Annotated in this window: 13 protein-coding genes; 2 read left to right on the top strand and 11 right to left on the bottom strand. The window is 65.2% G+C overall.

Annotation, left to right across the window (positions count from 1 at the left end):
- Positions 1-4: 4 nt before the first annotated feature.
- Complete coding sequence (locus tag RPC_RS10520; RefSeq protein WP_011472557.1) at positions 5-1,159, top strand: aminotransferase; 1,155 nt, start codon at positions 5-7, stop codon at positions 1,157-1,159.
- A 54-nt stretch (positions 1,160-1,213) separates the two neighbouring features.
- On the top strand, positions 1,214-2,284 hold the full coding sequence (locus RPC_RS10525) for a polyamine ABC transporter substrate-binding protein (RefSeq protein ID WP_049766087.1): 1,071 nt from the start codon (positions 1,214-1,216) through the stop codon (positions 2,282-2,284).
- Between the two features lie 223 nt (positions 2,285-2,507).
- On the opposite strand, the gene RPC_RS10530 is transcribed toward RPC_RS10525, so the two are convergent.
- The 11 genes from RPC_RS10530 to RPC_RS10580 form a co-directional block, all read right to left on the bottom strand.
- Complete coding sequence (locus tag RPC_RS10530) at positions 2,508-3,440, bottom strand: lipid A biosynthesis lauroyl acyltransferase (protein ID WP_011472559.1); 933 nt, start codon at positions 3,438-3,440, stop codon at positions 2,508-2,510.
- Complete coding sequence (locus RPC_RS10535; protein ID WP_011472560.1) at positions 3,440-4,462, bottom strand: zinc-binding dehydrogenase; 1,023 nt, start codon at positions 4,460-4,462, stop codon at positions 3,440-3,442. The genes RPC_RS10530 and RPC_RS10535 overlap by 1 nt, the downstream gene beginning before the upstream one ends.
- Positions 4,463-4,671: 209 nt before the next feature.
- Positions 4,672-5,952, bottom strand: coding sequence for a beta-ketoacyl-ACP synthase (locus RPC_RS10540; RefSeq protein ID WP_011472561.1), 1,281 nt, complete (start codon positions 5,950-5,952; stop codon positions 4,672-4,674).
- A gap of 22 nt (positions 5,953-5,974) precedes the next feature.
- A complete protein-coding gene (locus tag RPC_RS10545) occupies positions 5,975-7,186 on the bottom strand; it encodes a beta-ketoacyl-ACP synthase (protein WP_011472562.1) in 1,212 nt (403 codons plus the stop codon).
- Positions 7,179-7,652 carry a 3-hydroxyacyl-ACP dehydratase FabZ family protein gene (locus tag RPC_RS10550; protein ID WP_011472563.1) on the bottom strand — a complete coding sequence of 158 codons (474 nt, stop codon included), beginning with the start codon at positions 7,650-7,652 and terminating at the stop codon, positions 7,179-7,181. Before RPC_RS10550 ends, RPC_RS10545 begins: the two co-directional genes overlap by 8 nt.
- Positions 7,653-7,663: 11 nt before the next feature.
- Positions 7,664-7,945 (bottom strand): acyl carrier protein, encoded by a 282-nt coding sequence (locus tag RPC_RS10555; RefSeq protein ID WP_011472564.1) that lies wholly within the window; start codon positions 7,943-7,945, stop codon positions 7,664-7,666.
- 169 nt (positions 7,946-8,114) lie between these two features.
- Positions 8,115-8,459 carry a hypothetical protein gene (locus RPC_RS10560; protein ID WP_011472565.1) on the bottom strand — a complete coding sequence of 115 codons (345 nt, stop codon included), beginning with the start codon at positions 8,457-8,459 and terminating at the stop codon, positions 8,115-8,117.
- A gap of 101 nt (positions 8,460-8,560) precedes the next feature.
- The gene (locus RPC_RS10565; RefSeq protein WP_011472566.1) at positions 8,561-9,475 is read right to left on the bottom strand and encodes an ion channel; all 915 of its coding nucleotides are present in this window, start codon (positions 9,473-9,475) and stop codon (positions 8,561-8,563) included.
- Positions 9,475-10,011: an MgtC/SapB family protein gene (locus RPC_RS10570; RefSeq protein WP_011472567.1), complete on the bottom strand. Its 537-nt coding sequence runs from the start codon at positions 10,009-10,011 to the stop codon at positions 9,475-9,477. Before RPC_RS10570 ends, RPC_RS10565 begins: the two co-directional genes overlap by 1 nt.
- Before the next feature lie 23 nt (positions 10,012-10,034).
- A complete protein-coding gene (locus RPC_RS10575; RefSeq protein WP_011472568.1) occupies positions 10,035-10,613 on the bottom strand; it encodes a peroxidase-related enzyme in 579 nt (192 codons plus the stop codon).
- Between the two features lie 78 nt (positions 10,614-10,691).
- Positions 10,692-12,443, bottom strand: a complete 1,752-nt coding sequence (locus RPC_RS10580) for an ATP-binding protein (protein WP_011472569.1) — start codon at positions 12,441-12,443, stop codon at positions 10,692-10,694.
- Between the last annotated feature and the right edge of the window lie 309 nt (positions 12,444-12,752).

The raw sequence follows: 12,752 nt of genomic DNA on the forward strand, positions 1-12,752 counted from the left end.
GCCGATGAATCCTGTCTTTGCCGATCTGCCGGTCACGGTGTTCGAGGCGATGTCGCAGCTGGCGCGCGACAACAACGCCATCAATCTCGGCCAGGGCTTTCCCGACGATCCGGGTCCGGAAGACATCCGCCGCGCTGCGGCGGACGCCGTGCTGCACGGCAACAACCAATACCCGTCGATGATGGGGATTCCGGAACTGCGGCAGGCGATCGCCACGCATTATGCGCATTGGCACGGCCTCGCGCTCGATCCGATGACCGAGGTGATGGTGACCTCGGGCGGCACCGAGGCGCTGACCGCCTCGATCCTCGCGGTGGTCGAGCCCGGCGACGAAGTCATCGTGTTCCAGCCGGTGTACGACTCCTATCTGCCGATCATCCGCCAGGCCGGCGGCATTCCCAAGCTGGTGCGGCTGGAGCCGCCGTATTGGCGGCTCACCGAAGAGGCGCTGCGCGCGGTGTTCACGCCCAAGACCCGCGCGGTGCTGTTCAACAATCCGCTGAACCCGGCCGCGGTGGTCTATCCGCGCGAAGACCTCGAATTGCTGGCGCGGTTTTGCCAGGAGTTCGACGCCATCGCGATCTGCGACGAGGTCTGGGAACACGTGGTGTTCGACGGCCGCGCGCATATTCCGCTGATCTCGATTCCGGGGATGCGCGACCGCACCATCAAGATCGGCTCGGCCGGCAAGATCTTCTCGCTGACCGGCTGGAAGATCGGCTTTGTCTGCGCGGCGCCGCCGCTGCTGCGCGTCGCCGCCAAGGTGCATCAGTTCCTGACCTTCACGACCGCGCCGAACCTGCAGGTTGCGGTGGCTTACGGGCTCGGCAAGGCCGACGATTACTTCCTGCAGATGCGCAAGGAGCTCGCGGTCAGCCGCGACCGGCTGGCCAGCGGCCTCAAGAGCATCGGCTTTCCGGTGATCCAGTCGCAGGGCACCTATTTTCTCACCGTCGATCTGGCGCCGCTCGGGCTCAACGAGACTGACGAGGCGTTCTGCAAGCGGATCGTCACCGACTACAAGGTCGCCGCGATTCCGGTCTCGGCGTTTTACGAAGAGGACGCGGTGACCTCGGTGGTGCGGTTCTGTTTCGCCAAGAAGGACGCCACCATCGACACCGCGCTGGAGCGGCTGTCGGACGCGGTGCACCGACGCTAGGACCATACGATGCGCTGTTCGACCGGCTTGCAAAAATTGCGCTTTGTCGCAGCCATGATCGGTTGCGCGGTCCTACTGCTGTCGCCCGCCCGCGCCGAACAGCGCGTCGTCAACTTCTACAACTGGTCGAACTACATCGCCCCCGGCGTGCTCGACGAGTTCAGCCGCGAGACCGGCATCAAGGTGATCTACGACACCTTCGACGGCAACGAGACGCTGGAAACGCGGCTGTTGGCGGGAAAATCCGGCTACGACGTGGTGGTTCCGACCGCGTATTTCCTGCAGCGGCAGATCGCCGCCAATATTTTCCAGAAGCTCGACAAGGCGAAGCTGCCGAACCTCGGCAACGCCTGGGACGTCGTGACCAAGCGGCTGGCGACCTACGATCCCGGCAACCGCTTTGCCGCGAACTACATGTGGGGCACCACCGGGATCGGCTACAACGTCGCCGCAGTGCGCAAGATCCTCGGCGAGGGCGCTGTGATCGACAGCTGGGCCACGGTGTTCAAGCCGGAGAATCTGGCGAAATTCACCGAGTGCGGCGTGCACATGCTGGACTCGCCCGATGATATTTTGCCGGCTGCGCTGACCTATCTCGGCCTCGATCCGAACTCCACCAAGCCGGCCGATCTGGAAAAAGCCGCCGATCTGGTCGGCAAGATCCGACCCTATGTCCGCAAGTTTCATTCCTCGGAATATCTCAACGCGCTAGCGACCGGCGAAATCTGCCTGGTGGTCGCCTGGTCGGGCGACATCATGCAGGCGCGCAGCCGCACCGCCGAGGCCAACAATGGCGTCGAGATCGGCTATTCGATTCCGAAGGAAGGCGCGCAGATGTTCTTCGACAATCTGGCGATCCCGGCCGACGCCAAGAACGTCGCCGAGGCGCACGAACTGATCAACTATCTGTACCGCCCCGACGTCGCGGCGAAGAATTCCGGCTTCCTGTCCTACGCCAACGGCAATCTGGCCAGCCAGAAGCTGATCGATCCGAAGGTGATCGGCAACAAGATGGTGTTTCCGGATTCGGCGACCGAGAAGCGGCTGTTCGTCATCACCGCGCGCGACGCCGCCACCCAGCGGGTGATCAACCGGCTGTGGACCAAGGTGAAGACCGGGATGTAGCGGATCGTCGGAATTTGAATCGCGGCGCTCGACATCACAACAAACCGTCATCCCGGGGCACGAGCAGCGATAGCTGCGAGTGAGCCCGGGATCCATAACCCCTGCAGGGAGTATGGATTCCGGGCTCGCTCGGCCTGCGGCCTCGCGCCCCGGAATGACGGTCCTGATTGGGGAGGCCGCCGTGCTTCCGATGTGGAAACCTCGCGGGATTACACCAGCGCCGCTACCGCCAGCGCCGGTGCAGCCACAGCCACTGATCGGGATATTCGCGGACCCAGGTCTCGATCGTCGAAGTGATCACCTGCATGGTGCCCTGGATGTCGATCTCGCCCTTGGCGTTGCGGACCGGCGGAATTTCTTCGGTGAGTTCGGCGCGGAAGCGGTGGTTCGGCAGCCTTATGATGCGCACGCCATGGATCGGGCAGTCGATCTGCCGCAACAGCCGCGCCAACAGCGGATTGGCGCGGGTCTTGCGGCCGAAAAACGTCACCTCGACGCCTTTGGAAAACCACTGGTCGACCAGCATCGCGGTGTGCTTGCCGTCCTGCAGCGCCTGCGCCAGCTTGAACGGCGCGGTGGCGCCGGATGCCACCAGCGTGCCCATCTTCACCGCGCGCAATTGCTGCACGATGCGGTCGGCGGCGGCGATGTTGGGCGGGCGATACAGCACCGCGGTGTCGAGCCCGTGGGCTGCGGCGGCGACCGCCGGCAATTCCCAATTGCCGAGGTGGCTGGCGAAGATCAGCGCCGGCTTGCCGTCGTCCCTGAGCTTCTCGAACAATTCCAGCGTGCGCGGCGTGATCTCGATGCGGCCGCGCTCCGGATGCTCGGGATCGAGCTGCCAGACGTGGTCGAGATGGGCGAATTCGGCGGCGAGCCGACCGAGATTGTCCCACACGCCGTCAAGAATCTTGTCGATCTCGTCCGGCGATTTGTCCGGGAACGCCGCGACCAGATTGGCGCGGCCGATTTTTTGCTCCGACAGATGCGGGCCGATCTTGCGCGTGATGCGGCCGAAGAAATCCGCGGTGGCGATCGGATCGAAATGCCGCGTGGTTCGCAACAGCCCGACCGCCAGCGCGCCGACCACGGCGCCAATCGCCGACTTGGCGGCGGTGCGGGCGATCGCCGCGGATCGGAGCAACAGCCGGTTCATCACAGTTTGACGATGATTTTGCCGAACACCTGCCGGCTTTCCATGCGCTTCAGCGCCACTTCGACGTCCTCGATCGGAACTTCGGTGTCGATCACCGGATGCATGCCGGAGGCCATCTTCTCCAGGCTCTGTTCGATGTTGCGGATGCTGGCGCCGAACGAGCCGAAGATGCGGTATTGCTGCTGAAACAGCTGCATCAGGTTGATCGTCGCGGTCGGCCCGGAGGTCGAGCCGCAGGTGACGAGGCGGCCGCCGCGCTTCATCACCAGCAGCGAGCCGTTGAAGGTGTCGGCGCCGACGTGTTCGAACACCACGTCGACGCCCTTCTTCTTGGTGATCTTGCGGGTCTCGTGCTCGAAGCGGTCGTTGCGGTAGTTGATGACGTGGTCGGCCCCCAGCGCTTTCACGCCTTCGATCTTGGAGTCGTCGCCGACCGTGGTGATCACGGTGCAGCCGATCGCCTTCGCCATCATGATCGCGACGGTGCCGATGCCGGAGCCGCCGGCGTGCACCAGAATGGTTTCGCCAGGCTGCAGCTTGGCGTTGTCGAACAGCATGTGCTGCACGGTGGAGAACGCGATCGGCGCGCAGGCGGCGTCGCGCACGCTGACATTGTCGGGGACCGGGATCACCAGCCGTTCCGGCATGTTGAGCAATTCGCGGGCGAAGCCGTCGACGTGAAAGCCGATCAGCCCGCCGACGTTCTCGCAGAAATTGTCGCGGCCCTCAACGCAGGGCTTGCAGTGGCCGCAAGTCAGCGCGCCATACATCGCGACCTTCTGCCCGACCTTGAACCGGCTTACGCCGTCGCCGACCGCGGCGATGACGCCTGCGGCTTCGGCGCCGACCACGATCGGCAGCTTGCGCTTGACGAACGCCATGCCGCGAAAGCCCCAGACGTCGATGTGGTTCAGCGCCACCGCGCCGACGCGGATCTGCACTTCGCCTACGGCCGGCGGCGGCGGATCGGGAAGTTCTGCAACCACCAATTGGCGGTCGGCGACGAGGGTGAGCGCGCGCATAAGATGGTGTTCCGGAAGAAAAGGCGGGATTTCCGCTGGTTGCGTATCGCCCCTTGAAGCCGAGGCGTCAACCGCCCGGCGCATTAACTCAAGGGCGGATGGGCGGAGGCGGGCGCAGCGCGCCGAACCGCGCGGTGTCGGCAACGCGCCGACCTCTCCCGAAGGGAGAGGGGAAGCCGCGCTCCTCGGCGCACGGTTGCCGGACGGCGCTAGCCCGGTTCGCCGGTCAGGATCAGCGAGGCGTTCTGGCCGCCGAAGCCGAACGAGTTCGACATCACCGCGGTGACGCGGGCGTCGCGCGCCACGTTCGGCACCACGTCGAACGGAATCGCCGGGTCGGGCACGTCGTAATTGATGGTCGGCGGGATCCGCTGATGCTCCAGCGTCAGCAGCGAGAAGATCGCCTCGACGGCGCCGGCGGCGGACAGCGTGTGGCCGACCATCGACTTGTTCGACGACACCGGAATGGTGGTGGCGCGTTCGCCGAACACCGTGGAGATGCCGAGATATTCCATCTTGTCGTTTTCCGGCGTGCCGGTGCCGTGGGCGTTGATGTAGTCGATCTGCTCCGGCACCAGGCCGGCGTCCGACAACGCATTGCGCACGCAGCCGACGATCGGCTTGCCGTCGGGGCTGGAGCGGGTGCGGTGAAAGGAATCCGCGAGCTCGCCGCAGCCGGCGACGATGCCGAGGATCTTGGCGCCGCGCGCGGTCGCCGACTCGTAGCTTTCCAGCACCAGCGCGCCGGCGCCTTCGGCCATCACGAAGCCGTCGCGGTTCTTGGCGAACGGCTTCACCGCGGCCTGCGGCGGATCGTTCTGGGTCGACAGCGCCGACAGCAGCGAAAACCGGATCAGCGCCTCGGGATTGACCGACCCGTCGGTGCCGACGCACAGCGCGGCGTCGACGTCGCCGCGGCGGATCGCCTCGACGCCGAGCTGGATCGCGGTGGTGCCCGATGCGCAGGCGGTGGACAGCGAAATCGGCGAGCCTTTGGTGCCGTAGGTGTCGGCGAGATGGTCGGCCACCGAGGCGAACATGAAGCGGCGGTGGTAATGCGCAAACTTGCCACCGCCGGAGACCCGCAGCAGTGAGTCATAGTTGATCTCGGTGTCGCGCTCGACCGCAGCCGCAAGATCGCGCCGCGCCGCCCATTCCAGCTCGACCGGAGCCACCGCGAGAAACAGCGGGCCGGGGAAGTCACCCTTGCGGCCGATGCCGGCCTGCGCGATCGCCTCTTCGGTGGCGATGTCGGCGAGCCGCTCCGACAGCACGGTCGAAGAAAACGGCTCGACCGGCACGAAGTCGATCGATCCGGCCATCGTGGTCTTCAGACCGTCGGTCGGGAATCGGGTGATGGTGCGGATGCCGGATTCACCGGCGATCAGCTTGGCCCAGTTGTCGGTCTTGCCGGCGCCGAGCGAGGTCACCACGCCCATGCCGGTGATGACGACGATCGGTCGGCCGAACTTGTCGCGCGTTGCTGTCATGACAACTCCGTCGGGTACGGGTTCAACTGATCGACTCCACCAGCGCCATGCCTTCGCCGCGGCAGTGGCCGGTGCCGATCACCACGATCTGGTTCGGCGCGCCGGACATCTCGCGCTCGAACCCGGTCGGGTCGTTCGGCGCAAACAACGCGCCGCGCGAAATCGACAACGCGGCGAGCGCGATGCCGAGCGGAAACTGCGCTTCCATGATGTGGCCGAAGCTGCTGCCGCTGGCGCGCACCGGCAGTTCGGCGTGCTGGCGCAGAAACGCGCGCTCCTCGGAGGTGACCGGTTCGGCGCCGGTGGCGCCGGTGATGATCGCGGCGGCGCCGGCTTGCACCGGACCGAGCCTGGACCATAGCTTCTGCAAGGTCGCCGTCACTTCGCCCGGCTGCTTGCGCGGGGCCAGATCGGCGACCACGCTGCCCAGCCGCGCGAACGGCTTGGCGCCGCGGGCCTCGGCATGGGCGCGCGATTCGATCACCAGGAAGGCGCCGCCGGAGCCGAGCGCGAAGCCGCCCTTGGGTTCGCGCTGCCACACCGGCGTGTAGGCGTCCTTCAGACTGAAGTCGCCGAATTCGTAGAGCATCAACAGATCTTTGCGCTCGCCGTTTTGCGCAGCACCGATCAGCGCGATGTCGCTCTGGCCGGCGGCGATCCGCGCCAGCGCGATCCGCGCGGCGTCGATGCCGGCGGGCTCTTCGCCCATGAAGGTGCGCGACGATCCGGTGACGCCATGCACGATGGCGATGTTGCCGGCGAGCAGGTTGGACAATTGCGCGAGAAACAGCGTCGGCCGCAGATCGTTCATCAGCCGTTCGTTGAGGAAGCCCGGCGGCGTATTGCCCTGCGCCTCGGCGTTGAGGATCGCCGAATCGACCGCCAGATCGCGTTCGCCGCCGCCGGCGGCGACGATCATGTCCATCTTCGACAGGATGTCCTTGTTGCCCTTGAGGCCGGCGGATTCCAGCGCCAGACCGGCGGCGTAGGTGCCGATCCGCTGCCAGGCTTCCATCTGCCGCTGGTCGCCCTTTTTCGGGATCTGCCGGTCGAAGCTGATCGGCGCCAAGGGATGCACCACATAGGGCGCGAGGCTCTGGGTATCGACATTGACGCGGCGCGCGTTCAGCGCCTCCCAATGCGCGTCGAGGCCTTCGGTCAGCGAACTGGCGAGGCCGATCCCGGTGATCCAGGCTTCTACCGGTTGCGTTGCATTCGTGCGCGTCTCAGCCATGGGCGATCGCCTGTTGCGGGAAACCAATGCGTTCAGCCATCACGGCCATGTGTCCGCGCAGGTCCGCGTTGGGGAACGGCACGTGACGGAAGGTGAGGGTGGCGTTGCAGGCCAGCTTGTCGCCGCTCGAGATCTTGGCGGAGGTCATGCTGTAGCCGGATCCTTCGTGGATGATGCTGGCCTCGATGGTCAGCAATTCTCCCGGGGTGACGAAGCTGCGCATCTTGGCTTCCTTCACCGCGGCGAGGAACGGCATCCGTTCGAATTTCATCAGCCCGAGCAGCAGCCAGCCCGAGGTCTGCGCCATCGTCTCGATCAACAGCACGCCCGGCATCAACGGATAGCCGGGAAAATGCCCCTCGAAGATGGTGCTTTCTTGCGGAACCTGGGCCTCGACCATGATGCTGCGCTTGTCGACGTCGAGCGCGACGATCCGGTCGATCAGGTGGAAATAAGCAAGGTTCATGGGCTTGGGCGCTACGCGCCCTTGGCCGCGACCAGTTCGTCGATCCGGGCGCTGAGATTGCTGAGCACGAAATACTGCTCGGTGGTCGCCTTGCCGTCGTTGACCTCCTGGGTCCACTTTTCCAGCGGCAGCTTGATGCCGAACGCCTTGTCGATGGCGAAGGCGATGTCGAGGAAGTCCAGGCTGTCGATCCCCAGATCGTCGATCGCGTGGCTTTCCGGCGTGATCGTGTCGCGCGGGATGTCGCAGGTTTCCGCAATGATTGTGGCGACCCGATCAAATGTGGAAGTCATCATGAAGCCTTTGATATTGTGAAGAGAATTTGCCCGCTGCAGGAACCAAAACCAAGCGTCCCCCGGACGGCTCCGCGCGGCAAGGAAGCGATCGTTTGCCCGTATAACGGAGCGCTGGCCGGAGTTCAATGGCGCGGAAACATCAGAACGGTATCATGTTCCGAGGGGCTCAGCCTTGCGGACTGGCGATGTGGGCGCAGTCCCGCCGTCCCATCAACGCGCAGTCCTGGGTCTTGCGCAGATCGGCGATATTGACCGCGAGCCAGATCCCGATCGCGGTCAGCGCGATGGTGAAGCCGAAGGCGGCGAGATTGGCCAGCATGCGATGCCGGAACTCGTCGGACTGGTGGGCGCTGGGCTGGTGCTGCGCGGAGTCGGCGGCGGAGGGCGTCGGCGCGGTTCCCTTGCGCCGCGGCGCGGCGTGTTGGTCGGGCGGCAGCGCCGCGGCGGCGCGCGGCCGGAACTGCAGCACGCGGTGATCATCGTCGGCAATGATAGGTCGCTGAGCCTTCATGGCTGCTAATCCGCCACGCGATGCAGTACTCACAGCGCGTCGGCGTAGTTTGGAGAAAAATCTCGCGGACCACAACCGGAAACCGTCAGCCGATTTGCATATTAGCTTCGTGGCTCCGGATGGCGCGGATCGAGGTCCGGTTCAGTGTCGTGGAACCGGCTATAGTCGATCCGGACCCGGCCATTGTCGGACACGCTGACGATGTCGGCATAATGTTCGCCGAAACGGACGTCGTCGAGGAAGTAGGTTTGCCGCGAGCGGACGGTCTGCGCCGCCGTCTCGTCGTAGCCCGAAACCAGCACCACGAAGTGCGCGTTGACGGCCTTGAGATCGTCCGGGCCGAGGCCATGCAGCGGACTGTGCGCGTCGATCACGTGGTACAGCATCCAGCTCAGCGCCAACACCGGGCTGTCGCCGCGGGTCAGCGCCAAGTCTGTAAAATGACCGTAGCGATGGCCCTCTTTGCTGATGCCGGTCCTGAACAGCGAGATCTGCGCGGTGGCATGGCTGACGATGTTGTGGCGCTCGTTGGCAAACCGCGCCATCAAGGTCGGTTGGCCGTCATGGGTCGACACCACAAGACGCTTGGCGAACATCACCCGCGCGTTGGGGCGGGAGAACCGCGCGAAGATTAGCCCGGTCATCAGCGACATCGAAAAGATGCCGGTGAACAGTTCGACGGTGGCGACGAAATGCCCGTAATGGGTCTGCGGGTGCATGTCGCCGTAGCCGGCGGTCGATAGCGTTTCGATGCTGAAATAGAAGAAATCGATATAGGCGCCGCCCGGCACGTTGGCGATCGGCTGGTCGCCGATCCAGTAAAACAGCGCGAACACCGCATTGAAGATCAGAAACACCGCGGCCGCGCCGGCGATGAAGCTCGGCCACGAGGCGGTCATGCAGCGATGGCTGATGTCGGCCCAGAAGCCGAGTTCGAGTCCTTCGGTGACGATCTCGTGGCCACCGAAGTGAACGATGCGCCGTTTGGTGGTTGTTGGCTGGGGACGCTTGGTCATCACTCTGGCTTGGTTGTTCGATCAGGTCCGGCGGCGTCGACGGCGCCTGCATCGCCCGGCGCTGTCCCGGCGGGCGGCTTTTCCGCTTGCTCGTCCTTGCCGCCGAGCAGCCGATGCAGCGTGCGCTCCAACGGGCCGCCGATCAGCAGGATGACGAAGGCGATCGCCAGCGCCACGCCGACGATGCGCCATTGCCCGGCGCCGCAAACGATGCCGACGCAGGCGGTGAGCCAGGTGCAGGCGGCACTGGTCAGGCCGCGGACCCTGGCGCGGTGCGGCGAGCGCATGATCACGCCGGCGCCGAGAAACCCGATGCCGGTCAGGATGCCCTGAATTACCCGGCTGGTGGCGTCGGTGATGCGGCCGACGCTGTCGCCGGGATCGGCCAACATCACCACCACCGCGGAGGCGAGGCTGACGAGCCCCAGCGTGCGGACGCCGATCGGCTTGCCGTGCAGGTCGCGATTGAGTCCGATCGCGCCACCGGCCAGGGTAGCGACGCCAAGGCGCAGGACGATCTCCGACCACTCGATCAACGTACAGCCTCGCTTCGCCGCCGTTATTTCGGCAGTCGGCCCATCAGGTAGAATTCGTCGTTCGGCCGCATCGCGGTGACGTTGGCCAGCCGGTTCGACAGCGCGAAGAACGCGGCGATCGCGGTGATGTCCCAGATCTCGTCGTCGGAAAAGCCGTGGCGGCTGAGCTCGTCGATATCCTGCGCGGATACGGTCTCGGCGGCGCGCGACACCTTCATGGCGAAGTCCAGCATCGCGCGTTGCCGCGCGGTGATGTCGGCCTTGCGATAATTCACCGCGATCTGATCGGCGATCTGCGGGTTCTTGGCGCGGATCCGCAGGATGGCGCCGTGGGCGATCACGCAGTAGTGGCATTGATTGGCAGCCGAGGTCGCCACCACGATCATCTCGCGCTCCGCCTTGGTCAGGCCGCCGTCCTTCTCCATCAGCGCGTCGTGATAGGCGAAGAAGGCGCGGAATTCGTCCGGCCGATAGGCTAGCGTCAGGAACACGTTGGGCACGAAGCCGGACTTTTCCTGCACCGCCAAAATCCGCTGGCGGATGTCGTCGGGCAGCTGGTCGAGGGCGGGCACGGGAAATCGCGGGGCGATCGGCGACGGCATGGCGAAGGATCCGGCGAACTGAGAAGGCGCAGTGTCGGTCGCGGCCGCGGCGAAAGCAAGCCGGCGGCGCCGCGCCGATCAGCGCAGCGGCTTTTTCAACAGCGAGAAGCGGTCCGGGTCGAGCCCGAGCGAGGGCTGCAGCAGCGGCGCCTCGATGCTGCGGGCGATCGGTCGCTCGGTCGGGCCGGGATCGTTCGGCACCTCGCGGTGCGAGGTGGCGCCGCGCCAGCGCTCCAAGACCGCGCTGACGAAGTGCATGTCATGGCCGGCGGCCACCGAGGGCACGGTGGCGATGGTGGCCTCGGAACGCGGCAATTGATGCGGCGGCACTTCCTTGAAACGCAGCCGGGTCGGCAACGCCACGCCTTCGCCGAACGCCAGCACCTCGCGGGTGCCGAGCGAGGGAATGAACGACAACAGATTGGCGGCGGCGTCCGACACCGCCGAGCGCAGCAGCGCCTGGTCGCGCTCGTTGGCGAGCCGCATCGCGAACAGCGTGTTGCATTGCGAGATGATGGTCGGATCGAGCTCCGCCGGCCGCTGCGTCACCAGGCCGAGATAGACGCCGTATTTGCGGCCTTCCTTGGCGATCCGCGACACCGCCTTGCGGGTCGGGCCGAAACCGATGTTGCGGTCGGCGGAGGCGTAGCGATGCGCTTCTTCGCAGACGAACAGCAACGGCGAGACGCCGTCGCTCCATAGCCCGAAATCGAACGCCATCCGGCACAGCACCGAGACCACCGAGTCGACGACTTCGGCGGGGAAGCCGGCGAGCTGCATGATGGTCATCGGCCGGCCGTTGGCGGGCAGCCGGAACAGATGGCTGATCACTTCCGCCATGGTGTCGCCGCCGACATTGGCGTTGTCGAACATGAAGGCGTAGCGCGGGTCGTTGCGCACGGTTTCGATCCGCGAGATCAGCTTGTGATAGATGATGCGCGAGGAGCGGTTCTCCAATTTGCCCATCCGCTCGTCGATCAGCGAGATCAGGTCGACCAGCCGATACGGAACGGGCGTGTCCGCGGTGTAGCCGATGGTCTTCGGATCGACCCGCTTCAGTCCGATGCGGTCGGAGTTCTGATATTGCGTGTAGACGCCCTTGGCGATCGGCAGCACCTCGGCCAGAATATCCAGTTCTTCCGGCACGCCGGGGCGGCCGGCGAACAAGACGTCGACGATCTCTTCGAAATTGAACAGCCAGAACGGCAGCTTCAGATTGCGCGGATTGAGCACCAGCGCGTGGTCGCCGAAGCAGCGGCCGTATTCGTTGTGGACGTCGAGCAGGAAGATCCGCAGATGCGGACGCGATTTCAGGATTTCATTGAGCAGCAGCGACACGCCCGAGGATTTGCCGACGCCGGTGGAGCCCAGCACCGCGAAATGCTTCGACAGCATTTCTTCGACGTCGACATAGGCGATCACCGACTGGTCCTGCTGCAGCGTGCCGACGTTGATCTGGTCGGAGCCGGTGGGCGCATAGACGGCGCGCAATTCCTCTCTGGTGATCAGTTCGGCGGCGTCGCCGATGGTCGGATAGTTGGTGACGCCGCGCTGGAATTTGGGGCGGACCGACGCGTTGACGATTTCGCCGAGCAGGTCGACCGAGGCGATCGCGATATAATCGTCGGCGGGCGACATGTTCTCGCAGGTCACCTCGGTGATCATCGCCACGATGGTCGAATTGGCGCAGCGGATCGAGATGAAGCGGCCGACGGTGGCGCGCACCTCGGCGCGTTCCAGCTTGCTGGCCGCCAATAGCCCAATCCGGGCCAGCGATCCGCGGACCGAAATGACCGTGCCGAAGCCGGCGGAAAGTGTTTCGTGTTGCATCAATCGACCGCGTTGTCGCGCCTCTGAATTGGGCAAATATGCAAGATGTTGTTGGACAAAGCGTTAAGCATGGCCCGGCGCGGCCAGGCCGGGATCGTTCGGGTTGCGGCGCGCAGCGCGCCGCGACCGCGCTGCGCGGCTGTCGCGCGTTGTTTTCGCTGGGATAACGACGATCGGCGGAGGTGACGCCGCTGCGCCGGCCGTGGTCGGCGCCGGCGCATTGATTGTTTGTTAATTATCCGCGGTGGAAAGCCGCGGCGCCGCCGCGGACTTTCCACGAACTATCCGGCGATTGTTCGCAAAGCGAAC

Source organism: Rhodopseudomonas palustris BisB18 (assembly GCF_000013745.1).
Taxonomy (GTDB): Bacteria; Pseudomonadota; Alphaproteobacteria; order Rhizobiales; family Xanthobacteraceae; genus Rhodopseudomonas_A; species Rhodopseudomonas_A palustris_F.